Consider the following 23,871-nt stretch of genomic DNA (forward strand, 5'->3'; position numbering starts at 1 on the left):
GCGCATGTCAGTCGCGGTCCGTGTCATCCCCTGTCTCGACGTCGACCGGGGCCGGGTGGTGAAGGGCGTCAACTTCACCAACCTCGTCGACGCGGGCGACCCGGTCGAGCTGGCCAGGGCCTACGACGCCGAGGGCGCGGACGAGCTGACGTTCCTCGACGTGACGGCCAGCAGCGGTGACCGCGAGACGACGTTCGACGTGGTCCGCCGCACCGCCGAGCAGGTGTTCATCCCTCTGACGGTCGGCGGCGGCGTGCGCAGCCCCGAGGACGTGAACAAGCTGCTGCGCGCCGGTGCGGACAAGGTCAGCCTCAACACCGCCGCCATCGCGCGCCCGGAGCTGCTCAAGGAGTGCTCGGAGCGGTACGGCGCGCAGTGCATCGTGCTGTCGGTCGACGCGCGGCGCGTGCCCGGTGGCACCGGCTTCGAGGTCACGACGCACGGCGGTCGCAACGGCACGGGCATCGACGCGATCGCCTGGGCCGCGAAGGGCCAGGAGCTGGGTGTCGGCGAGATCCTGCTGAACTCGATGGACGCCGACGGCACCAAGGCCGGGTTCGACCTCGAGCTCCTCGAACTGGTTCGGCGCGAGGTCGACGTCCCGCTGATCGCGAGCGGGGGCGCGGGCGCGGTCGACCACTTCCCGCCGGCCGTCGCCGCGGGTGCCGACGCCGTGCTCGCCGCGAGCGTCTTCCACTTCGGCCAGCTCCGCATCGGCGAGGTCAAGGACGGCCTGCGCCAGGCGGGCGTCGTGGTGCGGTGAAGCCGGTCGAGGTGCGCGTCGCCTCGGCGGTCGCGTTCGGCGGCGCCCTGGCGTTCTTCGTCGTCGGTCTCGTTCTGTGGCGCTCGACCGGGGACGCGGACGTGCTGAAGCTGCCGTCGTTCCTCGCGGCCGTCGAGCTGCCGATCGCGGCCGCGCTGCTGCTCAGGCTTCGCTTCGTGCACTACCCGGCGATGATCGTGTTCATCCTCGTGGGCCTGCTGCACCTCGTCATCGTGCTGGCCGACGGCCCCGCGTGGGCGCGCGTCGCGTCCGGAGTGCTGTCCGCCGTGCACATCTACGGAGTGGTCCTGCTCAACACCGGACCGGCTCGTGAACACCTGGGAGGTCCCCGATGAGCAGCCCGCTCGATCCCGCCGTCGCCCAGCGCCTCAAGCGCACCCCGGACGGTCTCGTGTGCGCGGTCGCGCAGCAGCGCGGCACCGGCGAGGTGCTCATGGTGGCGTGGATGGACGACGAGGCGCTGCACCGCACCCTCACCACGCGCCGTGCGACGTACTACTCGCGCAGCCGCCAGCAGCTGTGGGTGAAGGGGGAGACCTCCGGTCACACCCAGCACGTGCACGAGGTGCGGCTCGACTGCGACGGCGACACGGTCCTGCTCACCGTCGACCAGGTCGGCGCGGCCTGCCACACGGGCGACCGCACGTGCTTCGACGCCACGGTGCTGCTCGCGGAGGCCTGAGGCTCAGCCCAGGTCGCCGGTGAGGTAGCGCTGCATGTTCGGCGCGATGGTCTTGACCAGGGTCTCCACGTCGGTCGACGCCAGCGGCTCGAACCCGACGACGTACCGGACGATGCCGAGCCCGACCATCTGCGTCGCGCACAGCGTGGCGCGCAGTTCGCGTTGCTCGGCGCCGATCTCCGCGAGCACGTTCTTGAAGATCGAGTTGATGAGGAACGACTTCAGCGCGCCCGCCACCTCGGGCTGGCTGGTGACGCTGCGGATCAGGGCGGCGAACGTGCCACCGCCCGTCGCGTCCCACACCGCCACGAAGGTGCGGATGATGCGCTCGCCCGCCTGCTCGACGGGGCCGTCGAGCAGGCGCTTGAGGATCTCGGCCGGGTCGAACGGGAGCTGCAGCACGGACTGGGCGAACAGGCCCTCCTTGCCGCCGAACCAGTGGTTGACCATGGCGGCGTCGACGCCCGCCTTGGCGGCGATCGCGCGTACCGTGGCACCGTCGTAGCCCTTTTCGACGAACACCTCGCGGGCCGCTGCGACGAGCGCGGCCTTGGTGTCCTCGCCCGCGGCGCGGCGGCCTCGACGTTTCTGGTTGACTTGCTCCACGTGGGCCATAGTTCAACAGATGTTGAATTTATGCAACAATCAACGGCATGGTGAGCGTCATCGGGGCTGTGGCCGCCGCTGGTCTGGGGGCCGTGAGTCCCACGCGTGAGGAGTTCCGCGAACTCGCGGTCAACCGCCGGGTCATCCCGGTCGTCCGCAAGCTGCTCGCGGACGCGGAGACCCCGGTCGGCCTGTACCGCAAGCTCGGGGCCGACCAGCCCGGCACGTTCCTGTTCGAGTCGGCCGAGAACGGGCGCTCGTGGTCGCGGTGGTCGTTCATCGGCGTGCGGTCGTCGGCGGCGCTCACGGCGACCGGTGGTGAGGCGTTCTGGACGGGCACACGGCCCGTCGGGCTGCCCGACGGCGGCGACCCGATGAAGGCGCTGCGCGAGACCATCGAGGTGCTGCGCACGGACCCGTTGCCCGGCATGCCCCCGCTGACCGGCGGCATGGTCGGCTACATCGGCTACGACGCGGTGCGGCGGCTGGAGCGGCTGCCCGTCATCGCCGAGGACGACCTGAAGCTGCCCGAGATGGTCATGCTGCTGGCGACCGACCTCGCCGCGCTCGACCACCACGAGGGCACCGTCACGCTCATCGCGAACGCCATCAACTGGGACGACTCGGCCGAACGGGTCGACGCCGCGTACGACGACGCGGTGCGCCGCCTCGACGAGATGACGACGGCGCTGCACACCCCCGCGCCGCCGACCGCCGCGGTGTTCTCGCGGCCCAAGCCGGACTTCCGGCGCAAGCGCTCGCAGGCCGAGCACTTCGCGGCCGTGGAGAAGGCCAAGGAGGCCATCCGGGCGGGCGAGGCGTTCCAGGTCGTGGTGTCGCAGCGGTTCGAGATCGACACGGACGCCGACGCGCTGGACGTCTACCGCGTGCTGCGGGCCACGAACCCCAGCCCGTACATGTACCTGCTGCGCCTCGACGGGTTCGACATCGTCGGGTCCAGCCCCGAGTCGCTGGTCACCGTGCGCGACGGCAAGGCGACCACTCACCCGATCGCGGGCACCCGCTGGCGCAGCGAGGACCCCGAAGAGGACGCGCTGCTCGAGAAGGACCTCCTCGCGGACCACAAGGAACGCGCCGAGCACCTGATGCTCGTCGACCTCGGCCGCAACGACCTGGGCCGCGTCTGCAAGCCGGGGTCGGTGCACGTCGTCGACTTCTTCAAGGTCGAGCGGTACAGCCACGTCATGCACATCGTGTCGACCGTGACCGGTGAGCTGGCCGAGGGCAAGACGGCCTACGACGCTGTTGCGGCCTGCTTCCCGGCGGGCACGCTGTCCGGTGCGCCGAAGCCGCGCGCGATGGAGCTCATCGAGGAACTGGAGCCCACACGCCGCGGCCTCTACGGCGGCGTCGTCGGCTACTTCGACTTCGCCGGGGACGCGGACACCGCCATCGCCATCCGCACGGCCCTCGTGCGCGACGGGGTGGCGTACGTGCAGGCCGGTGGCGGCATCGTGGCCGACTCGGACCCCTTGGCCGAGGACAACGAGTGCCTGAACAAGGCGGGCGCGGTGCTGGCCGCGATCGCCACCGCCCAGACGATGGCGCCGGCAGTTGAAGGCTAGCCGTCCACTGTGGATCGCCGCGCTCCTGCTCGTGGGCGCGGCGGGTGCCTTCTGGGGCGCGGGGTCGGTGCCGGTCGCGCTGCTGTGCCTCGCGGCCGTCGCGGCGGTCGTCGCGCTGAGCGGCGTGGCGCGCAGGGTCCTCGGCGCGTTGCTGGTCGTCGTCGGCGTCGTGGCGGCGTTCTCCGGCCACTGGCTCGCGATCGCCGGAGGCGTGCTCGTCGTGGCCTCCGGCGCGCTCCAGGCGGTGCTGGGGGCGCGCATGCCGAAGATCGGGATGGGCGGGCAGAAGGCCCGCGCGCAGGACCCCGAGGCGGACATGTGGCGCGCGCTCGAGCGCGGAGACGATCCCACTGACGACAGGAACGGGCCCGGACGTTCCTCGAACGAGTGAAGATCATTCATCCGCATTCGCGCATGTGGCACGTGCGCGGCCTCGGTTAGCTGCGTGGACAGGTGAACCCCGGTGGCCGGTGCGTTACTCCGCCGGGGTTAGCATCCCTGTAGCGGGAAGGGGTTCAAGACTGTGACGGTTCTCGAGTCGATCCTCGAAGGTGTGCGTGAGGATCTCGCCGCTCGTGAGGCTCAGTTGTCCTTCGACGTCGTCAAGGAGCGCGCGGCCAGGAGCGCCCCGCCGCTCGACGCGCTGTCGGTGTTGCGCGGGCCGAACGTGGGTGTGATCGCCGAGGTCAAGCGCCGCAGCCCCTCCAAGGGCGCGCTGGCGGAGATCCCGGAACCGGCCGAGCTCGCCGCCTCGTACGAGGCCGGTGGCGCGTCGGTGATCAGCGTGCTGACCGAGCAGCGCCGCTTCGGCGGGTCGCTCGCCGACTTCGACGCGGTGCGCCGGGCGGTGAAGATCCCGCTGCTGCGCAAGGACTTCATCGTGTCGCCCTACCAGGTGCACGAGGCGCGCATGCACGGCGCCGACCTGGTGCTGCTGATCGTGGCCGCGCTGGAGCAGAACGCGCTCGTGTCGCTGCTCGACCGGGTCGAGTCGCTCGGCATGACGGCGCTCGTCGAGGTGCACACCGCCGAGGAGGCGGACCGCGCCCTGGAGGCGGGCTCGTCGGTCATCGGGGTGAACGCGCGCAACCTCCACACGCTGGAGGTCGACAAGGACGTGTTCGGCCGGATCGCGCCGGGGCTACCCTTCGAGACGATCAAGATCGCCGAGTCGGGTGTGACCGGGCCCGGCGACCTGATGTCGTACGCCGGTGCGGGTGCCGACGCGGTGCTCGTCGGCGAAAGCCTGGTGACCAGCGGAGACCCCAAGGCCGCCGTGAACAAGCTCGTGACCGCGGGCTCACACCCCGCGTGCCCCCGGCCCAGCCGGTAGGGCACGGTTGATCCAAGCGCTAGAGGAGCCACCCGATGGGCCAGTTCACGCCCACACCGCATGATCCCGACGCACGCGGCCACTTCGGCCCGTGGGGCGGCCGGTTCGTCCCGGAGGCCCTGATCGCCGCGGTGGACGAGCTGGCCGCCGAGTACGACAAGGCGCGGCTCGACCCCGAGTTCGTGAACGAGTTCAAGCGCCTGCTCCGCGACTTCGCGGGCCGCCCGTCGCTGCTGACCGAGGCGCCGAAGTTCGCCGAGCACGCCGGCACCCGCGTGTGGCTCAAGCGCGAGGACCTCAACCACACGGGCTCGCACAAGATCAACAACGTGCTGGGTCAGGCGCTGCTGACCAAGCGCATGGGCAAGAAGCGCGTGATCGCGGAGACCGGCGCGGGCCAGCACGGCGTGGCGACGGCGACGGCGTGCGCGCTGCTCGGCCTCGACTGCGTCGTCTACATGGGCGAGGTCGACACCGAGCGCCAAGCGCTCAACGTCGCCCGCATGCGCCTGCTGGGCGCCGAGGTCATCCCGGTGAAGTCCGGGTCGCGCACCCTGAAGGACGCGATCAACGAGGCGCTGCGCGACTGGGTCACCAACGTCGACGAGACGCACTACCTGCTCGGCACCGCCGCGGGCCCGCACCCGTTCCCGCTGCTCGTCCGCGACTTCCACCGCGTGATCGGCATCGAGGCGCGCGAGCAGATCCTCGAGAAGGCTGGACGGCTGCCCGACGCCGTCGTCGCCTGCGTCGGCGGCGGCTCGAACGCGATCGGCATCTTCCACGGCTTCATCGACGACGCCGACGTTCGCCTGGTCGGCGTCGAGCCCGGCGGTTCCGGCCTCGACAGCGGCAGCCACGGCGCGACGCTGACGGCCGGCACGCCCGGCTCGCTGCACGGCGCGATGTCGTACGTCATGCAGGACGAGGACGGCCAGATCACCGAGGCGCACTCGATCTCCGCCGGTCTCGACTACCCCGGCGTGGGCCCCGAGCACTCGCACCTCAAGGACATCGGCCGCGCCGAGTACTTCCCGGTCACCGACGCGGAGGCCATGGAGGCGTTCGCCCTGCTCTCGCGCACCGAGGGCATCATCCCGGCGATCGAGTCCTCGCACGCGCTCGCGGGCGCGCTGAAGCTCGGCCCGTCGCTCGGCCCGGACGGCCTGCTGGTCGTGAACCTCTCCGGCCGCGGTGACAAGGACATGGACACGGCCGTGAAGTACTTCGGCCTCGCTGACGGGGGACAGGCCTGATGTCGACGTTGTCCGACGTGTTCGCCGCCGCGAAGGCGGAGTCGCGCGCCGCGCTGATCGGCTACCTGCCCGCGGGCTTCCCGACGGTGGACGGGTCCAAGGAGTACCTCCGTTCGATGGTCGAGGCCGGGTGCGACCTGGTCGAGGTCGGCCTGCCGTTCTCCGACCCGGTGATGGACGGCCCGACGATCCAGGCCGCCGCCGAGCAGGCGCGGTCCGCGGGCTTCCGCGTGCGGGACCTGTTCGACGTGGTGGCGTCCGTGGCCGACGCCGGTGGGCGTGCGGTCGTCATGACGTACTGGAACCCGGTGCTGCGCTACGGCGTCGACGCGTTCGCGCGCGACCTCGCCGCCGCCGGTGGGCTCGGCATCATCACGCCCGACCTCGTCCCGGACGAGGCCGAGGACTGGATGGCCGCGTCCGCCGCGCACGGGCTCGACCGGACGTTCCTGGTGGCGCCGTCGTCGACCGAGGAGCGCATCGCGATGACCGCGCGCGCCTCCTCCGGCTTCCTCTACGCCACCGCGGTCATGGGCGTCACGGGCGCCCGTGACGTCGTGTCGTCCGCCGCTCCCGAACTCGTCGCACGGGTCCGCGAGCACACCGCGCTGCCCGTCGGCGTCGGGCTGGGCGTGCGCTCGGGTGCCCAGGCCGCCGAGATCGCCGGGTTCGCGGACGGTGTGATCGTGGGTTCCGCGTTCGTGTCGGCCGTGGCCGAGGGGGATGCGGCGGTGCGTGCGCTGGCCGCGGACCTCGCCCAGGGCGTGCGGTCGGGCGTGGCCGCGACCGTCTGAACCTCCTCCCGCTCGTCGTGATGCCGCTCGGCCTTCTGGCCGGGCGGTTTTGCGTTGTGCCGGCAAGTCCTTGATGTCCCTCCAAGAGGATGACATGAATTCGAACACCTGATCGAGTGAACCTGGTGCCGGTGGGCCGGAAACCCCACTTCGACGTCGCTCTGACCTGCGATCGTGGCGTCATGCACAAGCCAGCCATCCGCCCGGCGTGCCACACTGGTACTCGCCGGGCGGTTATCGGAGGTGAGGCCCAGTGGCAGCTCCAGCAGAGACGGCACCAGCCCAGTACCTGCTGCCGAGGCACGCGGGTCCGTGGTCGCTCGACGACGTCCTGTCGCTCCCCGAGGACAACAGCCAGCGCATCGAACTCGTCGACGGGATGCTCCTCGTGAGCCCGCTGGGGTCGTACCGGCACCAGCAGCTGGTGGCGCGTGCGTTCAGGTGTCTGGTGGGTGCCTGCCCGGTCGCCTTCGAAGCGACGATCGAGCTCAACGTCCTGTTGTCCAGCGGGCGCCTGGTGATCCCGGATTTCACCATCGTGAGGCCGAGAGAGGCGGGAGTGCTGTTCCCGGTCTCGGACGTGGTGCTGGTCGGTGAGGTCTTCTCGCCCAGCACCCGGCTGAACGACCAGGGGCTGAAGCGCGACCTCTACGCCCAGGCCGGCATCGAGTACTACCTGATGGTCGATCCGGAACCGCGTGTCGTCGAGGCGACGCTGCTGGAACTCCAGGACGGCGAGTACGTCGAGATCGCTGTCAGCAAGGGCGGCGTGCTGGAGACCGAGCGGCCGTTCCCGGTGACCATCACGTTCTAGCCGTAGAGCCACTCCAGCCGTTCGTGCAGGTCGGCGACGGTCCACGAGGCGAACATCGCGTCACGGGCCGCAGCCGCCTCCCCGGCCGGGTGGTAGATCTCCCTGCCCATCAGCCGGGAGACGTGGTGGACGCGCGCGGTCCGTTCCGAGCGGAGCGTCACGTACCGCGCAAGAGAGCCGGCCACGTCGCGGGAGTCGAAAACGGCGGAGAGGCACACGGCGTCCTCCAACGCCTGGCAGGCGCCTTGGGCGGCGTACTGCAGGACGGGGTGGGCGGCGTCGCCGAGCAGCACGACGCGGGAGTCCTGCCAGGTCGTGATCGGCGGGCGGTCGCACAGCACCCACGCGCGCCACTCGGCGGCGAGCGCCATGACCTGGGTCGCGTCGTCGCAGAGCGGGGTGAAGTGCCGCAGCACCTCGGCGTGCTCGACGGGTTTGCCGGTCATGGGTTCCGTAGCGCCGTTGTCCACCGTGGCCACGAGGTTCACGTACCGCCCGCCCGCGATCACGTACCAGACGACGTGGTAGCGCGGCCCGGCCCAGAGCGTGACCACGTTCTCCTTCAACGACTGCGGCACGTTCTCGGCCGGGATGACCGCGCGGAACGTCGTGTGCCCGGACACGGGTGGCTCCCCGTCGCCGACGAGCTGCCGCCGCACCGCCGAGCGCAGCCCGTCCGCGCCCACCAGGGCCGAGCCGCGCACGACGTCGCCCGACCGCAGCACCGCCGTGATCCCGGAGTCGTCCTGCTCGTAGGACGCCACGGCGCTGTCCACCCGGAGGTCGACGCGCTCGTCGGCGAGGCAGGCGGCGAGCAACGGCGCGAGCACGTCGTTGCGGTGCACCACCGCATAGGTGCCGAACCGCGCCTGGAAGTCCGAGTCGAACGGCAGCGCGGCGACCAGCCGCCCGGAGACCCCGCACCGCAGGCGCCCCTCGTCCACGTGCACGGCGCGAGCCCGCACGGCGGGACCGACACCCAGGGAATCGAGCATGCGGAACCCGTTGGGCCCGATCTGGATGCCGGCGCCGATCTCCTCGAACGCCGCCGCCGCCTCGAGCACCGTGACGTGCTGCCCGGCTAGGGCGAGCCCTACCGCCGCCGCCAGTCCGCCGATGCCGCCGCCAGCCACCAGGACCGTCATGTCCGCCCTTTCGCGAGTCCGCCGAGACCGCGTCCGAGTATCTCGGCCGGGGACCGCCGAGCCCAGGATCGGATAACGATCGAGCGTCCCCACGAGACGCTCACAGGGCGACCGGTACGGTGGGCGCCGTGTTGGACGCCCTTCTGGCCACGATCCCGAGCCCCGACCGCGGTGTTTGGTACCTCGGTCCGCTCCCCATCAGGGCCTACGCGCTGTGCATCATCGCCGGCATCATCGTCGCCATCTGGTGGGGTGAGCGCCGCTGGGTCGAACGCGGCGGCATCAAGGGCGAGGTCACCGACATCGCCGTGTGGGCCGTGCCGTTCGGTCTCGTCGGTGGGCGGCTGTACCACGTCATCACCGACAACCAGAAGTACTTCGGGCCGGGCAAGAACCCGCTCGCGGCGCTCGAGATCTGGAACGGCGGCCTCGGCATCTGGGGCGCGATCGCGCTCGGTGCCGTCGGCGCGTGGATCGGCTGCCGGCGCAAGGGCATCCCGCTGCCCGCCATGGCGGACGCGCTGGCGCCCGGCATCGTGGCGGCGCAGGCCATCGGCAGGCTCGGCAACTACTTCAACCAGGAGCTCTACGGCGGCGACACGACGTTGCCGTGGGGCCTCGAGATCTACCGCCGCGTGACGCAGGAGGGCCGCGAGGACGCGCTGGCCGGTGTCGCCATCGACCACACGCCGATCCAGGTCGTCCACCCGACGTTCCTCTACGAGCTGCTGTGGAACCTCGGCGTCGCGTTCCTGATCGTGTGGGCCGACCGGAAGTTCCGCCTGGGCCACGGCCGGGTCTTCGCGCTGTACGTCGCGGGCTACACGGCCGGCCGGTTCTGGATCGAGCTGATGCGGACCGACGAGGCCACGCTGATCTTCGGCACGCGCGTGAACGTGTTCGTGTCGGCCGTCGTGTTCTTCGGGGCGGTCGCGTACTTCATCCTCGCCAAGTCGCGCGGTGAGCGGGAGGACGTCGCCGCGCTGCGGGGTACCGGGGAGACCACCGAACCCGCCGAGCCCGCCGAAGCCGCCGGAACCGACGACGAGAGCGTCGCCGGGGACGGCACCGACGTCACCGAGAAGGACAAGAAGGACTCCCCGGAGTCCGTCAAACCGGAGTGAACCTGTGCGCGTGCTCGTCGTCGAGGATGACGACCGGGTGGCCAGGGGCCTGCTGACCGCGCTGCGGCACGCGGGGTACGAGGTGCATCGGGTGGCCACGGCCGCCGACGCGCTGCGTGCCGCGCCCGCCGACGTGGTGTTGCTGGACCTCGGCCTGCCCGACGGTGACGGCCTGGACGTGCTGCGCGAGCTGCGGCACCGTCCGGGCACCGCCGTCATCACGGTGACGGCCCGCGGCGAGGAACGCGAACGCGTGCTGGGCCTGCGCGCGGGTGCCGACGACTACGTCGTGAAGCCGTTCGGCACGTCCGAGCTGCTCGCCCGGATCGAGGCCGTGCTGCGCCGCACCCGCGCCCACCGGGCCGAACCGGAGAGCGAGGCCCCGGTCGAGGTCGGGCCGCTGCACATCCTCACGTCGACCCGCGTGGTCACGCTCGCGGGCGAGCCGCTGTCGCTGACCCGCAAGGAGTTCGACCTGCTCGCCCTGCTCGCGACCCGCAAGGGCGAAGTGGTGAGCCGCGACTTCATCGTCGACCAGGTGTGGCAGGCGCACTGGGAGGCGCCGTCGCGGACGCTCGACACCCACATCGCGGCGCTGCGGGGCAAGCTCGGCGACCGGGTCAAGATCGAGACCGTCCGCGGGGTCGGGTACCGCCTCGCCACGTGACGAGGCTCCGAAAGACATCCGCGGCCGGCGTGCGGAACAATCTGAACCGATGCTCCGCCGACTGCTCGTCATCACCGTTCCGCTGCTCGTCGCCCTGGTCGCGGCGCTCGGCATCCCTTTGGCGTCCGCGGTCGTGCAGCGCGAGACCCAGACCACGTACCTCGACCGGCTCGGTGACGCCAGCAGGTTCGCCTCGCTCGGCGAGAGCGCGTTGCAGTCGGGCCGGCTGGAGGCGCTGAGCCAGGAGATCCAGGGCTACGACCACCTCTACGACATCCCGGTGGCCCTCGTCAGCGCGGACCGGCGGATCCTGCTCGCCTCCCGGCTCGAGTTCGACCCCACGAAGGACCCCGAGGTCACGACGGCCCTCGACACGGCGCTGAACGGCGGCGTGCGGCCGGAGCCCGGGTACTCGGGCTGGCCGTGGCGCACCGGGCCCATGGTCGTCGTGGAGCCGGTCGGACGCGACAGCGAGGTGGTGGCCGCCGTCATTACGATCTCGCAGACGAACGGCCTGCGGTCCGAGGTGCTGCGGCAGTGGGGGCTGCTGGCGCTGGCCGGTCTCGCGCCGATGTTCGCCGTGGTCGCCGCCGCCTGGCCCATGTCGCGGTGGGTGCTCCGGCCGATCGGCAGGCTCGACGAGGCCACCGCGGCCGTCGCCCAGGGCAACCTCGAGGTGCGCGCGGACGAGGTCGGCGGGCCGCAGGAGCTCAGGCGGCTCGCCCGCAGCTTCAACACCATGGTCGACGTGGTCGGCAAGGCCCTGAACAGGCAGAAGGCGTTCGTGGCCGACGCGTCGCACCAGCTGAGGAACCCGCTGGCGAGTCTGCGGCTCGCCGTGGACAACCTCGAACCCCACGTCGAGGGGGAGCACGCGCGGGAGGCGCACCAGATCGCGGTCGAGGAGGCCGAGGAGATGGGACGCGTGCTCGACACGCTGCTGGCCGCGACCCGGCTCGACAGCGCGCGGCAGACCGAACCGGTCGAGATCGACCAGCTGCTCACGACGCACCGCCCGGCCTGGCAGGCGCTCGCGAGCAAGTCCGGCGTCGACTTGAAGATCGACATCCCGGCCGGCCTGACCATGCAGGAACCGCCGGGCGGCCTCGGCAGCGTGCTCGACGAGCTCGTCAGCAACGCCATCCGGCTCTCCAACGCCTCCGAGGTCGTGATCACCGGCAGGCACGGTGAACTGCACGTCGTCGACAACGGCGACGGCCTGAGCGCCGAGGAGCGGGAGCTCGCGCTGCAACGGTTCTGGCGCGCGACCAAGCACCAGAACGTCGCGGGCACCGGCATGGGACTCGCGATCTGCGCCGAACTGATCGAGTCGGCCGGCGGCACGCTCACCCTGCACGACGCGGGTCCCGGCCTGGACGTGAAGGTCGCCCTCAGCGCTTCACGGAACGGAACCAGCGCTTAGCGCCGTCGTGCAGCGGCACGAGACCGGTCGCGATGCCGGTGCGGACGTTGATGCGCGACGCCTCCGGGTGCCCCTCCACGATCCGCGCGGTCTCGGTGAACACCGTGCGCGTCACGACCTCGACGACGTCCGCGCTCAGCGACTCGCGCGCGAGCAGCAGGTTCGGCACCGCGAACGTCTGGTTGGCCGCCACGTCCTCGTAGATCGTGCTCGGGATGGTCGCGGGGATGTACGGGCCCTTGAACGCGTCGGCGAGCTTGATCGCCTCCTGCGGGATGTCGACGAGCCGGACGTTCCCCTGCAGGTCGGTGATCGCGGGCGTCGGGATGCCGGTGAGCGCCAGCAACGCGTCGAGCGACCCGTTCGCGACCCGGCGGGAGGCCTCGGAGTGCGCCATGCGTTCGTCCATTGCGGACAGCCCGAAGAACTCGAGCATCCGCTTGGCGGTGAACTCCGTGCCGGATCCGAAGGGGCCCAACGAGATCCGCTTGCCCGCGAGGTCGCTGAACGTCGTGATCGGGGACGCCACCGGCACCGCGATCTGCATGAAGCTGTCGTAGAGCCTGCCGACCGCGCGCACGCTCTGCGGGTCGTCGATCGGGTCCAAAGAGGACAGCGCGAGCTGGGCTTCACCTGATCGCAACAACTGCAGGTTCTCGACCGACGCGGCCGTCGGGATCGCGGTGACCTTCGTGCCGGGCAACTGCTCGGCCAGCGCGGCCGCCAGGGCGCCTCCGACCTCGCGGAACACGGCGCCCTCGGGCCCGGTCGCGAGCACCAGCTCGGCGGGGGCCTCGACCTTGCGCGGGGTGCACCCGGCAAGAGCCAGACCGGCCCCTAGCAGAAGCGTGCGACGGCTGAGCGACACCGATGAAGCCTAGCTGTTACGTCAGGGCTGTCTGAAGTTTCCCGACGCCCGCTTGTCGGGCCTGGTGGCGCGGCTCACTCTCTGTCCAACACGTAGTTCAAGGAGGAACAGTGGCCACCACGACCACAGGGCGCAAACCGATCTACAAGCACCTCTACTTCTGGGTGCTCGTCTCCATCGTTCTGGGCGCTGCCGTCGGGTTCCTGTTCCCCAAACAGGCGTCCGAGATGAAGTGGCTCGCGGACCTGTTCGTGAACCTCGTGAAGGTCGTCATCGCGCCGACCATCTTCGCGACGATCATCGTCGGCATCGCTGGTCTCGGAAACCTCGCCAAGGCGGGCGGGCTCGCGCTCAAGACGATCCTCTACTTCACCGCGATGACCACGGTGGCGCTCGCCATCGGCCTCATCGTCGTGAACATCGTGCAGCCGGGTCACCACGGCGGCGAGATCACGCTCAACGCGAGCCAGGCCGACGCGACGCTGAAGTCCGCCTCGACCGCGGAGACCGGTGTCACCGGCTTCATCCTGAGCCTGGTGCCGAAGTCGTTCGTCAGCGCGTTCACCGACGGCCAGCTGATCCAGGTGCTCGTGGTCGCGATCCTCGTCGCCGTCGCGGTGGCGGGCATGGGGGAGCGCGGCGCCAAGGTCGTCTCCGCGATGGAGACGCTCTCCAAGGTCATGTTCGGCATCATCAAGATCGTCATGTACGTCGCCCCGATCGGTGCCTTCGGCGGCATCGCCTACACGGTCGGCAAGTTCGGCGGCAGCGTCCTCGGCAAGCTGCTCTGGCTGATGGGCTCCTTCTACGCCACCTGCATCCTGTTCGTCATCGTGGTGCTCGGCCTCGTGGCGAAGTTCGCGGGCTTCAGCCTGTTCAAGTTCCTGCGCTACATCAAGGACGAGATCCTGATCGTGCTCGGCACCTCGTCGTCCGAGTCGGTGCTGCCGCGCATGATGGTCAAGCTGGAGGCGGCGGGCGCGCAGAAGTCGGTCGTCGGCCTCACCATCCCGACCGGCTACTCGTTCAACCTCGACGGCACCTGCATCTACCTGACCATGGGCGCGATCTTCATCGCCCAGGCCACGGGTCACGACGTGTCGATCGGCGTCCAGATCGGCCTGCTGCTGTTCATGCTGATCGCGTCGAAGGGCGCGGCGGGCGTCACCGGTGCCGGCCTCGTCACCCTGGCCGCCTCGCTGCAGGCCTTCGAGGCCCACTCGGCCATCCCCGCGGTCGGCATCGCGCTCATCGTCGGCATCGACCGCTTCATGTCCGAGGCCCGCGCCATCACCAACGTGATCGGCAACGGTGTCGGGTCGCTCGTGGTCGCCGCCTGGCAGAAGGCCCTCGACAAGGACCAGCTGACCCGCGTGCTGAACGACCCGGACAGCGTCGACGTCGACGACCTGCTCTCGAAGCAGACCGGCGCGGACGACGACAAGAAGGAGCCGGTCGCGGCTCACTGAGGCGTCCGTGGCCGGAGGCGACTCTTCCCGGCTCCGGCCACGCGACCTCACAACTCCACGACCTCCATGAATGCCGAGGTCCCGCTCTCCCCGCATGCGGCGCGGGGTGAACGGGGCCTCGGTTTCGTTTGGGGCCAACGACGCGCGGTCCGTTCGAATGGACGGTGCCGGGTGACCGGGTTATCGTGGGGTGAGCGTCCGCTAACTGGGACGGCGAGCGGCTGATCAGCCAAAACGATCGAGTACCCGGCTCATCCAGTGGCAAACCGCGAATGTAGCGCAGCTCTCATCCGACTGGCCGTAGTTGAACGTTCGGTTACGCTAACCCGGACGTAACGAACGCCGACGTTGGCCGCAATGTCGCTCCGCAGCGGGGAATCGTTACACATCCATGACCTAGATCACCCATTGGCGGGTGTCCCTGGGTTTCGCGGCTGTTAAAGTCGCGTCAACACGCGGGCCATCGTCGTCCCGTGCTCCCACCTGTTGGTTCGAGGTCTGAGCACGAGGACTTTGTTCTTTCGCGAGGACGACGAAGGAGGTCTGCGCAGTGATCTTCTCCGCCATCCCCGGCCCCCAGGGTCTCTACGACCCGGCTGATGAGCGCGACGCCTGTGGTGTCGCCATGGTGGCCGACATCCAGGGCAGGCGTTCCCACGGCATCGTCGTCGATGCCCTGACGGCGCTGGCGAACCTGGAGCACCGGGGCGCCGCGGGCGCCGAGCCCACGTCGGGTGACGGTGCTGGCATCCTTCTGCAGCTCCCGGACGAGTTCCTGCGGGCTGTCGTCGAGTTCGACCTGCCCGAGCGCGGGCAGTACGCGGCCGGAATCGCCTTCCTGCCGTTCGAGGCCGAAGAACGCGTCGCCGCGATGCAGGAGATCGAGCGCATCGCCGAGCAGGAGAGCCTCGTCGTCCTCGGCTGGCGCGACGTCCCGGTCGACCCGGAGCACGCCGACGTCGGCCCCACGGCCATGTCGGTGGCGCCGCACTTCGCGCAGCTCTTCGTCAAGGGCACGCGCGACGAGTCCGGCATCGCCCTGGACCGCCTGGCGTTCTGCCTGCGCAAGCGGGTCGAGCACGAGGGCAGCGTCTACTTCCCGTCGCTGTCGGCGCGCACGATCGTCTACAAGGGAATGCTGACGACCGAGCAGCTGCCGGCGTTCTTCCCCGACCTGCGCGACGAACGCCTCTACACGGCGATCGCGTTGGTGCACAGCCGTTTCTCCACGAACACCTTCCCGTCGTGGCCGCTCGCGCACCCGTTCCGGTTCGTCGCCCACAACGGTGAGATCAACACCGTCCGCGGCAACCGCAACCGCATGCGCGCCCGCGAGGCGTTGCTGGACAGCGAACTCATCCCGGGCGACCTCGCCCGGCTGTTCCCGATCTGCAACCCGGACGGCTCGGACTCCGCGTCGTTCGACGAGGTGCTGGAGCTGCTGCACCTCGGCGGCCGCAGCCTGCCGCACGCCGTGCTGATGATGATCCCGGAGGCGTGGGAGAACCACGCCACGATGGACCCGAAGCGCCGCGCGTTCTACCAGTTCCACGCGTCGCTGATGGAGCCGTGGGACGGCCCTGCCTGTGTCACGTTCACCGACGGTGAGCTCGTCGGCGCGGTCCTCGACCGCAACGGCCTGCGTCCCGCCCGCTGGTGGCAGACCGCCGACGGCCGCGTGGTCCTGGCGTCCGAGACCGGTGTGCTCGACGTGCCGTCCGACCAGGTCGTCGCGAAGGGCCGCCTGCAGCCCGGCCGCATGTTCCTCGTGGACACCGCCCAGGGCCGCATCATCGACGACGAGGAGTTCAAGTCGAACCTCGCGTCGGAGCAGCCCTACGACGAGTGGCTGCACGCCGGCCTGCTCGACCTCGCCGACCTGTCCGACCGCGAGCACGTCGTGCAGAGCCACGAGTCCGTCGTGCGCCGCCAGCTCACCTTCGGCTACACCGAGGAGGAGCTGCGGATCCTGCTCACGCCCATGTCGATCATGGGCATGGAGCCGCTGGCGTCGATGGGCACGGACACCCCGGTCGCGGCGCTCAGCCAGCGCTCGCGGCTGCTCTACGACTACTTCGTGCAGAACTTCGCGCAGGTCACGAACCCGCCGCTGGACGCGATCCGCGAAGAGATCGTCACGTCCGTCAAGCGCGTGATGGGTCCCGAGCAGAACCTGCTCGACCCCGGCCCGGTGTCGTGCCGCCACGTCACGCTCGACTACCCGGTCATCGACAACGACGAGCTCGCGAAGCTCATCCACATCAACGACGACGGCGACCTGCCTGGCTTCGCCTGCACCGTCCTGTCCGGACTGTACGAAGTGGACGGTGGCGGCGAGGCGCTGACCGCCGCGATCGAGCGCGTGCGTCGCGAGGCGTCGGAGGCCATCGCGAACGGCGCTCGGACGCTGGTGCTCAGCGACCGCGACTCGGACCACCGCATGGCGCCGATCCCGTCGCTGCTGCTCGTGTCCGCGGTGCACCACCACCTGGTGCGCACCAAGGAACGTCTGCGCGTCGCGCTCGTCGTCGAGTCCGGTGACTGCCGCGAGGTCCACCACGTCGCCGCCCTGCTGAGCTACGGCGCCGCCGCGGTGAACCCGTACCTCGCGTTCGAGACGATCGAGGACCTGATCAGCCAGGGCGCCATCACCGGCGTCCCGGCGCACAAGGCGATCCGCAACTACGTCAAGGCGCTCGTCAAGGGCGTCCTGAAGATCATGTCGAAGATGGGCATCTCGACGGTCGGCGCCTACACCGCCGCGCAGATCTTCGAGGCCGTCGGCCTGTCGAACGACCTGCTCGACGAGTACTTCACCGGCACGCAGTCGAAGCTCGGCGGCGCCGGCCTCGACGTGCTCGCCGAGGAGGTGGCGCTGCGCCACCGCCGCGCGTTCCCGGACAACCCGACCGAGCGCGCGCACCGCAAGCTCGAGGTCGGCGGCGAGTACTCCTACCGCCGCGAGGGCGAGCTGCACCTGTTCACGCCCGAGACGGTGTTCCTGCTGCAGCACGCCACGAAGACGCGCAAGGAGGAGGTCTTCCGCCAGTACACGGCGGAGGTCGAGCGCATCTCCCGGCAGGGCGGCACGCTGCGCGGCCTGTTCAAGTTCCGCAACGAGGGCCGCACGCCCATCCCGATCGACGAGGTCGAGCCCGTCAGCTCGATCGTCAAGCGCTTCAACACGGGCGCCATGTCGTACGGCTCGATCTCGGCCGAGGCGCACGAGACGCTCGCCATTGCGATGAACCGCCTCGGCGGCCGCTCGAACTCCGGTGAGGGCGGCGAGGACCGCGAGCGCCTGTACGACCCGGAGCGTCGCTCGGCGGTCAAGCAGGTCGCGAGTGGACGGTTCGGCGTCACGAGCGAGTACCTCGTGAACTCCACGGACATCCAGATCAAGATGGCGCAGGGCGCGAAGCCCGGCGAGGGCGGTCAGCTGCCCGGCTTCAAGGTCTACCCGTGGGTCGCGCGCACCCGGCACTCCACGCCGGGCGTCGGTCTGATCTCGCCGCCGCCGCACCACGACATCTACTCGATCGAGGACCTGGCGCAACTCATCCACGACCTGAAGAACGCGAACGAGCAGGCGCGGGTTCACGTGAAGCTCGTCTCGTCCATCGGCGTCGGCACCGTCGCCGCCGGTGTGGCGAAGGCGCACGCGGACGTCGTGCTGATCTCGGGCTACGACGGCGGCACCGGCGCCTCGCCGATGAACTCGTTGAAGCACGCGGGAACGCCGTGGGAGATCGGCCTCGCCGAGACCCAGCAGACGTTGCTGCTCAACGGGTTGCGCGACCGCATCACCGTCCAGGTCGACGGCGCGATGCGCACCGGCCGCGACGTCGTGGTCGCCGCGCTGCTCGGCGCCGAGGAGTTCGGCTTCGCCACGGCACCGCTGATCGTCGCGGGCTGCGTGATGATGCGCGTCTGCCACCTGGACACGTGCCCGGTCGGCGTCGCCACGCAGAACCCCGACCTGCGCGCCCGCTACACCGGTCAGGCCGACCACGTCGTGAACTTCTTCGAGTTCATCGCGCAGGAGGCCCGCGAGATCCTGGCCGAGCTCGGCTTCCGCACGATCGACGAGGCCGTCGGTCACGCGGAGCTGCTCGACAAGGACGAGGCGATCGAGCACTGGAAGACCGAGGGCCTGAACCTGGCTCCCGTCTTCGAGGTGCCCGAGACCCCGTACCCGACGGCGAAGCGCCGCGTCCGCGAGCAGGACCACGGCCTCGACAAGGCCCTGGACCGCACGCTGATCCAGCTCGCCGAGGCGGCGCTGGAGGACGCGCACCAGGTCACGCTGGAGCTGCCCGTCCGCAACGTCAACCGCACCGTCGGCACGCTGCTCGGCGCCGAGGTCACGCGCCGCTACGGCGGCGAGGGCCTCGAGGACGACACGATCCGGGTGAAGCTCACCGGGTCGGCCGGCCAGTCGCTCGGCGCGTTCCTGCCGCGCGGCATCACGCTCGAGATGGTCGGCGACGCGAACGACTACGTCGGCAAGGGCCTGTCCGGCGGGCGGATCATCGTCCGGCCGCACGACGACGCGCCGTTCGCCGCCGAGCAGCAGGTGATCGCGGGCAACGTGATCGGCTACGGCGCCACCTCCGGTGAGGTCTTCCTGCGCGGCCGGGTCGGCGAACGCTTCTGCGTGCGCAACTCCGGCGCGCTGCTGGTGGCCGAGGGCGTGGGCGACCACGCGTTCGAATACATGACCGGTGGCCGGGCCGTGGTGCTCGGGCCGACCGGGCGCAACGTCGCGGCCGGCATGTCCGGCGGCATCGCGTACGTGCTCGACCTGGACCCGTTGTCGGTGAACCAGGAGATGGTGCAACTGCAGCGCCTCAGCGCCGAGGACCTGCGTTGGCTCAAGGACGCCGTCACCAAGCACCACGAGGCCACGGGTTCCGCCGTCGCCGCGTCGCTGCTCGGTGACTGGACCCGTCGGGCCGGTGCGTTCACGAAGGTCATGCCCGGTGACTACCAGCGCGTTCTCGAGGCCATGCGCCTCGCCCGCGCCGAGGGCCGGGACGTTGACGCGGCTGTCATGGAGGCGTCTCGTGGCTGATCCACAGGGATTCATGAAGTACTCCCGCTCCGACGCGCCGAAGCGTCCGAAGCCGGAGAGGTTGCAGGACTGGAACGAGGTCTACCTCCACGAGGCACCGGAGGAGCGCAACGCCGCCGTGCGCACGCAGGCGACGCGGTGCATGGACTGCGGCATCCCCTTCTGCCACAGCGGAACCGCGGGCTGCCCGCTCGGGAACCTCATCCCCGAGTGGAACGACCTGGTGCGCCGCGGCGACTGGGAGCTGGCCTCGGACCGCCTGCACGCCACGAACAACTTCCCGGAGTTCACGGGCCGGCTGTGCCCGGCGCCGTGCGAGGCCGCCTGCGTGCTGTCGATCTCGCACGACGCCGGTGGTGCCGTCGCGATCAAGCGGGTCGAGGAGACCATCGCGGACGTGTCGTGGGAGAACGGCTACGTGCAGCCGTCCCAGGCCGCGGTGTCCTCCGGCAAGCGCGTCGCGGTCGTCGGGTCCGGTCCCGCCGGGCTCGCCGCCGCGCAGCAGCTGACCCGCGCGGGCCACGAGGTCGTGGTGTACGAACGCGACGACCGCCTCGGCGGACTGCTGCGCTACGGCATCCCCGAGTTCAAGATGGAGAAGAAGGTCCTCGACCGCAGGCTGTCGCAGCTGCGCAAGGAGGGCACGAAGTTCGTCACCGGCTGCGAGGTCGGCGTCGACGTCACCGTCGAGCAGCTGCGGGCCGAGTTCGACTCGGTCGTGCTCGCCGTGGGCGCCCTGCGCGGCCGTGACGACAAGACGACGCCGGGACGTGAGCTCAAGGGCGTGCACCTCGCGATGGACCACCTGGTCCCCGCGAACCGCGCCGTCGAGGGCGACGGCCCGTCGGCGATCTCGGCCGAGGGCAAGCACGTCATCGTCATCGGCGGTGGCGACACGGGCGCCGACTGCTACGGCACCGCGACCCGCCAGGGCGCGCTGTCCGTGACGCAGCTCGACCAGTACCCGATGCCGCCCTCGGTGCGCGACGACGACCGCTCGCCGTGGCCCGTGTGGCCGCACATCCTGCGCACGTACCCCGCGCACGAGGAGGCCGGCGAGCGCCGCTTCACCGTGGCGGTCAAGCGCTTCGTGGGCGACGAGGACGGCCACGTGCGGTTCATCGAGCTGCAGCAGGTGCGCGTCGAGAAGGACTCGTCCGGCCGCCGTTCCGTGGTGCCGCTGTCCGACGAGATCGAGGTCCTGCCCGCGGACATGGTGCTGCTGGCGATCGGCTTCGAGGGCGTCGAGCACATGCGGCTCCTGGACGACCTCGGGATCTCGCTGACGACGCGCGGCACGATCTCGTGCGGCTCCGACTGGCAGACGACCGCGCCCGGCGTGTTCGTCTGCGGGGACGCCCACCGCGGCGCGTCCCTGGTGGTGTGGGCGATCGCCGAGGGGCGGTCCGTGGCGAACGCCGTGGACCGGTTCCTCACGGGTTCCTCGAACCTGCCTTCGCCGGTCATCCCGAACCAGCTTCCGCTCGCTGTGGTCTGACAACGGCGTCCGACAGCGGAGAGCAGCATGACGCCCCGCGCGACAACGACGTCGCGCGGGGCGTTCGCCTTTACAGGGTTTACCGCTTTCAATCCTGTCGTCGGAGTGAATTTCCGGTAAAGCTCGCATCCGCCAACGCGCCGGTGCGGCTCTGTGTCACGATCGCCACATTCTGAGCCGCGCGGCTCCTCTCTGCGGTCGTCTTGATTGGTGCGTGATCACCGATCGTATTGGTGGCCAATGGATCGCCGATCTGATTAACGCTTTTGGTGCAACGACACCCCTCGGGCGCTCACTCTCCGCATAAGTACGTTTCCGTGAGACCGGAAGACCTTTCGGGTGAAGTTCGCTCTTCGTCAGGGCAAACCTGAGTTCGAATATCGCGAAAGTTGTCCATTTCGGGCGAAACTGATAGCTGTAGATCTGACTCGGTTGGGGGTGTGAGCATGCGCAGCGTTCTTCTTGCTGTCGTCGTCGCCCTGTGCGCCGTGCTCGCCCCGGCCGTGTCGACGGCGTCGATCGGTGCGCCGCCGCCGAAGTCGAAGACCTCGGCTCCCAAGGAGGAGGCGCCCCGCGAGGAGCGCGAGACGACGCGTCTGCGCCTGCTGGTCGCCTCTGTCGACCGCGCGTCCAGGGTGGCCGCTCCGTCCTTCGTGACCGTGCTCCTGCCGCGCGCCGTTCCTCCTGCACTCGTCCTCGTGTCCAACGCCGAACCGATAGTCGTTTGGCGCACACCTCCCGCGTTGCAGGTGTTCCGCAACTGATCGGTCCCTCTCTCCCCGGATCGAAACCGAACACCTTTTCCTACGCAGTGAGGGATTCCCATGGACTTCCATCGCTTTGTTCAGCATGCCCGCGCACACGCCGCTTCGCGTTCCAGCGCACTCGGCCGTCAGCTCGCCGCGGGTCAGCAACCCAGCACGATGTTCATCACGTGCGCGGATTCGCGCATCGTGACCGCCGCCATCACCGGTGCCGAACCCGGCGCGTTGTTCGAACTGCGCACCGCGGGCAACGTCATCCCTCCCTACTCGCTGACCGCGCCGACCAGTGAGATGGCGACGATCGAGTTCGCCGTGCTGCAACTCGGCGTCAGCGAGATCGTCGTCTGCGGCCATTCGCACTGCGGCGCGGTCGGCGCGTTGAACGCGGGCGGCATCGACCACCTGCCCGCGATGCGCGGGTGGCTGCGTCCCGGGCAGCCGCGCCAGGCGTCCGGCCCGGCGATGCGCCCGGAGGGGCAGGAACACGTTCGCGCCCAGCTGGAGGTCCTGCTCGCGTACCCGTTCGTGGCCGAGAAGGTCGCCGAGGGGTCGCTGCGCGTCCACGGCTGGTTCTACGACATCGAGACCGGTGAGGTCTCCGCGTGCGCCGAGCACGCCTTCCTTCCTCTGTAGGGGTCTCGACGTGATGAAGAAGCATTGGGCCGATCTCGGCGCATCGGTCGTCGTGTTCCTCGTGGCGTTGCCGCTGTGCGTGGGCGTGGCGGTGGCGTCCGGGGTGCCGGCCGAACTCGGCATCGTGACGGGAGTGGTCGGCGGCATCGTCGTCGGCCTGCTGCCGGGCAGCACGATGCAGGTGAGCGGACCGGCCGCCGGGCTGACGGTGTTGGTGGCGGACGCCGTCTCCCGGCACGGACTGGAAGCGCTGGGCGTCATCGTCCTCGGCGCCGGACTGCTGCAGGTCGTGCTGGGCTTAGCTCGGTGCGGACGCTGGTTCCGCGCGATCTCCCCGTCGGTGGTGCAGGGCATGCTCGCCGGCATCGGGCTGGTCCTGATCTTCGGCCAGCTCAGGCACCTGGTCGTCTCGCCGGTGGCGGCCGCGCTCGGCCTGCTCACGGTGCTGATCATGCTGCTGTGGCAGCGCACGCCGATGCGCGTGGTGCCCGGCATCCTCGTCGGCGTGGTCGTCTGCACCGCGATCGCGACGGTGTTCGCGTCGTCGGTCGAGAAGATCACGGTCGGCACCCTGTCGACGGACGTGCACCTGCCGAACTTCTCGTTGCTCGACACCGGGGTCATCGGCACGGCAGTGGTGTTCGCCCTCGTCGCCTCTGCCGAGAGCATGTTCAGCGCCGCCGCGGTCGACCGCATGCACAGCGGCCCGCGCACGCAGTACAACAAGGAGCTGGTGGCGCAGGGCGTCGGCAACTCGATCTGCGGCCTGCTCGGCGCGCTGCCGATGACGGCGGTGATCGTGCGCAGCTCGGCCAACGTGGCGGCGGGGGCCAGGACGAAGGCGTCCCGGGTGCTGCACGGCGTGTGGCTGCTGCTGTTCGTGGTGCTGCTGCCGGGGCTGTTGACGCTGATCCCGATCGCCGTGCTGGCGGCGGTGCTGGTGCACGCCGGGTGGAAGCTGCTCGGCCTGCGCGAGGTCGTCGCGTTGTGGCGCACGGACAAGGCCGAGATGGGCGTCTTCGTGCTGACGGCCGGCCTCATCGTGGGCACCGACCTGCTGACCGGCACGGTGGTGGGCCTGCTCGCCGCGGTGGTCAAGACGGCCTGGGACGTGTCGAGGCTGCAGGTGACCGTGACGCCGGAGGGGGTGGCGTTGCGCGGCAACGCGACCTTCCTGCGGCTGCCCGTGCTGCTGGACGAACTGGAGCGGGTCGACCGCGAGCACGTCCGGATGGACCTGAGCGGGGTCCGGCACCTCGACCAGGCCTGCGGGCAGGCGATCGACCAGTGGGTCGACCAGTCGCGCAAGGCCGGCAAGACCGTCGAGCTCGTCGGACGGTAGCGGTGCGGG

21 protein-coding genes are annotated in these 23,871 nt (G+C 70.2%); 18 read left to right on the plus strand and 3 right to left on the minus strand.

The features are described from left to right. Nucleotides 1-4 precede the first annotated feature (4 nt). Genes hisF through hisI form a run of 3 tightly spaced genes read left to right on the plus strand, consistent with a single transcriptional unit; the run spans nucleotide 5 to nucleotide 1,466 of the window. Nucleotides 5-763: an imidazole glycerol phosphate synthase subunit HisF gene (gene hisF, locus ND450_RS41500; RefSeq protein ID WP_089917190.1), complete on the plus strand. Its 759-nt coding sequence runs from the start codon at nucleotides 5-7 to the stop codon at nucleotides 761-763. Then, nucleotides 760-1,119, plus strand: a complete 360-nt coding sequence (locus ND450_RS41505; RefSeq protein ID WP_089917187.1) for a hypothetical protein — start codon at nucleotides 760-762, stop codon at nucleotides 1,117-1,119. Before hisF ends, ND450_RS41505 begins: the two co-directional genes overlap by 4 nt. Next, nucleotides 1,116-1,466 (plus strand): phosphoribosyl-AMP cyclohydrolase, encoded by a 351-nt coding sequence (gene hisI / locus ND450_RS41510; RefSeq protein WP_253323478.1) that lies wholly within the window; start codon nucleotides 1,116-1,118, stop codon nucleotides 1,464-1,466. Before ND450_RS41505 ends, hisI begins: the two co-directional genes overlap by 4 nt. A gap of 3 nt (nucleotides 1,467-1,469) precedes the next feature. Here the strand turns inward: hisI and ND450_RS41515 are convergent, their stop codons facing one another. Continuing rightward, nucleotides 1,470-2,072, minus strand: a complete 603-nt coding sequence (locus ND450_RS41515; protein ID WP_371927568.1) for a TetR family transcriptional regulator — start codon at nucleotides 2,070-2,072, stop codon at nucleotides 1,470-1,472. Nucleotides 2,073-2,119: 47 nt separating this feature from the next. Between ND450_RS41515 and ND450_RS41520 the strand changes: the two genes are divergently transcribed. The 6 genes from ND450_RS41520 to ND450_RS41545 all read left to right on the plus strand — a co-directional run bounded on the left by ND450_RS41520 (nucleotide 2,120) and on the right by ND450_RS41545 (nucleotide 7,855). After that, a complete protein-coding gene (locus ND450_RS41520) occupies nucleotides 2,120-3,658 on the plus strand; it encodes an anthranilate synthase component I (protein WP_253323480.1) in 1,539 nt (512 codons plus the stop codon). Beyond that, nucleotides 3,648-4,049 carry a Trp biosynthesis-associated membrane protein gene (locus tag ND450_RS41525; protein WP_253323481.1) on the plus strand — a complete coding sequence of 134 codons (402 nt, stop codon included), beginning with the start codon at nucleotides 3,648-3,650 and terminating at the stop codon, nucleotides 4,047-4,049. Before ND450_RS41520 ends, ND450_RS41525 begins: the two co-directional genes overlap by 11 nt. 132 nt (nucleotides 4,050-4,181) lie before the next feature. Next, nucleotides 4,182-4,991, plus strand: coding sequence for an indole-3-glycerol phosphate synthase TrpC (gene trpC / locus ND450_RS41530; protein WP_089917179.1), 810 nt, complete (start codon nucleotides 4,182-4,184; stop codon nucleotides 4,989-4,991). A 35-nt stretch (nucleotides 4,992-5,026) separates the two neighbouring features. Further along, the gene (gene trpB, locus ND450_RS41535; RefSeq protein WP_089917177.1) at nucleotides 5,027-6,247 is read left to right on the plus strand and encodes a tryptophan synthase subunit beta; all 1,221 of its coding nucleotides are present in this window, start codon (nucleotides 5,027-5,029) and stop codon (nucleotides 6,245-6,247) included. After that, nucleotides 6,247-7,041 (plus strand): tryptophan synthase subunit alpha, encoded by a 795-nt coding sequence (trpA, locus tag ND450_RS41540; RefSeq protein ID WP_253323482.1) that lies wholly within the window; start codon nucleotides 6,247-6,249, stop codon nucleotides 7,039-7,041. Before trpB ends, trpA begins: the two co-directional genes overlap by 1 nt. Nucleotides 7,042-7,294: 253 nt before the next feature. Further along, nucleotides 7,295-7,855, plus strand: a complete 561-nt coding sequence (locus ND450_RS41545; protein WP_253323483.1) for a Uma2 family endonuclease — start codon at nucleotides 7,295-7,297, stop codon at nucleotides 7,853-7,855. On the opposite strand, the gene ND450_RS41550 is transcribed toward ND450_RS41545, so the two are convergent. Beyond that, nucleotides 7,852-9,000 carry an FAD-dependent monooxygenase gene (locus tag ND450_RS41550; protein WP_253323484.1) on the minus strand — a complete coding sequence of 383 codons (1,149 nt, stop codon included), beginning with the start codon at nucleotides 8,998-9,000 and terminating at the stop codon, nucleotides 7,852-7,854. The genes ND450_RS41545 and ND450_RS41550 overlap by 4 nt on opposite strands. Nucleotides 9,001-9,131: 131 nt before the next feature. On the opposite strand from ND450_RS41550, the gene lgt reads away from it, so the two are divergent. The 3 genes from lgt to ND450_RS41565 are packed head-to-tail and all read left to right on the plus strand — an operon-like array spanning nucleotide 9,132 to nucleotide 12,214. Continuing rightward, nucleotides 9,132-10,124 carry a prolipoprotein diacylglyceryl transferase gene (lgt, locus tag ND450_RS41555; protein ID WP_253328136.1) on the plus strand — a complete coding sequence of 331 codons (993 nt, stop codon included), beginning with the start codon at nucleotides 9,132-9,134 and terminating at the stop codon, nucleotides 10,122-10,124. Nucleotides 10,125-10,128: 4 nt separating this feature from the next. After that, nucleotides 10,129-10,791 (plus strand): response regulator transcription factor, encoded by a 663-nt coding sequence (locus tag ND450_RS41560; protein ID WP_253323485.1) that lies wholly within the window; start codon nucleotides 10,129-10,131, stop codon nucleotides 10,789-10,791. 49 nt (nucleotides 10,792-10,840) lie between these two features. Beyond that, entirely contained in the window at nucleotides 10,841-12,214 is a 1,374-nt protein-coding gene (locus tag ND450_RS41565; protein WP_253323486.1) for a HAMP domain-containing sensor histidine kinase, read from the plus strand. Here the strand turns inward: ND450_RS41565 and ND450_RS41570 are convergent. Next, nucleotides 12,183-13,082 (minus strand): TAXI family TRAP transporter solute-binding subunit, encoded by a 900-nt coding sequence (locus ND450_RS41570; RefSeq protein ID WP_253323487.1) that lies wholly within the window; start codon nucleotides 13,080-13,082, stop codon nucleotides 12,183-12,185. The genes ND450_RS41565 and ND450_RS41570 overlap by 32 nt on opposite strands. A 110-nt stretch (nucleotides 13,083-13,192) precedes the next feature. On the opposite strand from ND450_RS41570, the gene dctA reads away from it, so the two are divergent. The 6 genes from dctA to ND450_RS41600 all read left to right on the plus strand — a co-directional run bounded on the left by dctA (nucleotide 13,193) and on the right by ND450_RS41600 (nucleotide 23,862). Next, the gene (dctA, locus tag ND450_RS41575) at nucleotides 13,193-14,551 is read left to right on the plus strand and encodes a C4-dicarboxylate transporter DctA (RefSeq protein WP_253323488.1); all 1,359 of its coding nucleotides are present in this window, start codon (nucleotides 13,193-13,195) and stop codon (nucleotides 14,549-14,551) included. Nucleotides 14,552-15,101: 550 nt separating this feature from the next. Continuing rightward, nucleotides 15,102-19,625: a glutamate synthase large subunit gene (gene gltB / locus ND450_RS41580; RefSeq protein WP_089917164.1), complete on the plus strand. Its 4,524-nt coding sequence runs from the start codon at nucleotides 15,102-15,104 to the stop codon at nucleotides 19,623-19,625. Continuing rightward, nucleotides 19,618-21,123: a glutamate synthase subunit beta gene (locus tag ND450_RS41585; RefSeq protein WP_253323489.1), complete on the plus strand. Its 1,506-nt coding sequence runs from the start codon at nucleotides 19,618-19,620 to the stop codon at nucleotides 21,121-21,123. The genes gltB and ND450_RS41585 overlap by 8 nt, the downstream gene beginning before the upstream one ends. A 446-nt stretch (nucleotides 21,124-21,569) precedes the next feature. Beyond that, nucleotides 21,570-21,887, plus strand: coding sequence for a hypothetical protein (locus ND450_RS41590; protein WP_253323490.1), 318 nt, complete (start codon nucleotides 21,570-21,572; stop codon nucleotides 21,885-21,887). Between the two features lie 159 nt (nucleotides 21,888-22,046). Further along, nucleotides 22,047-22,520: a carbonic anhydrase gene (locus ND450_RS41595; RefSeq protein ID WP_253323491.1), complete on the plus strand. Its 474-nt coding sequence runs from the start codon at nucleotides 22,047-22,049 to the stop codon at nucleotides 22,518-22,520. A gap of 13 nt (nucleotides 22,521-22,533) precedes the next feature. After that, on the plus strand, nucleotides 22,534-23,862 hold the full coding sequence (locus ND450_RS41600; RefSeq protein ID WP_253323492.1) for a SulP family inorganic anion transporter: 1,329 nt from the start codon (nucleotides 22,534-22,536) through the stop codon (nucleotides 23,860-23,862). Nucleotides 23,863-23,871: the final 9 nt, after the last annotated feature.

This window comes from Lentzea sp. HUAS12 (assembly GCF_024125735.1).
In the GTDB taxonomy this organism is placed as follows: domain Bacteria; phylum Actinomycetota; class Actinomycetes; order Mycobacteriales; family Pseudonocardiaceae; genus Lentzea; species Lentzea albida.

What these genes read in the sequence shown, in the direction of transcription:
- ND450_RS41520 (WP_253323480.1), top strand. Translation starts at nt 2,120, where the DNA reads ATGGTGAGCGTCATCGGGGCTGTGGCCGCCGCTGGTCTGGGGGCCGTG.
- ND450_RS41590 (WP_253323490.1), top strand. Translation starts at nt 21,570, where the DNA reads ATGCGCAGCGTTCTTCTTGCTGTCGTCGTCGCCCTGTGCGCCGTGCTC.
- hisI (WP_253323478.1), top strand. Translation starts at nt 1,116, where the DNA reads ATGAGCAGCCCGCTCGATCCCGCCGTCGCCCAGCGCCTCAAGCGCACC.
- trpA (WP_253323482.1), top strand. Translation starts at nt 6,247, where the DNA reads ATGTCGACGTTGTCCGACGTGTTCGCCGCCGCGAAGGCGGAGTCGCGC.
- hisF (WP_089917190.1), top strand. Translation starts at nt 5, where the DNA reads ATGTCAGTCGCGGTCCGTGTCATCCCCTGTCTCGACGTCGACCGGGGC.
- ND450_RS41565 (WP_253323486.1), top strand. Translation starts at nt 10,841, where the DNA reads ATGCTCCGCCGACTGCTCGTCATCACCGTTCCGCTGCTCGTCGCCCTG.
- ND450_RS41550 (WP_253323484.1), bottom strand. Translation starts at nt 9,000, where the DNA reads ATGACGGTCCTGGTGGCTGGCGGCGGCATCGGCGGACTGGCGGCGGCG.
- ND450_RS41600 (WP_253323492.1), top strand. Translation starts at nt 22,534, where the DNA reads ATGAAGAAGCATTGGGCCGATCTCGGCGCATCGGTCGTCGTGTTCCTC.
- ND450_RS41595 (WP_253323491.1), top strand. Translation starts at nt 22,047, where the DNA reads ATGTTCATCACGTGCGCGGATTCGCGCATCGTGACCGCCGCCATCACC.
- trpB (WP_089917177.1), top strand. Translation starts at nt 5,027, where the DNA reads ATGGGCCAGTTCACGCCCACACCGCATGATCCCGACGCACGCGGCCAC.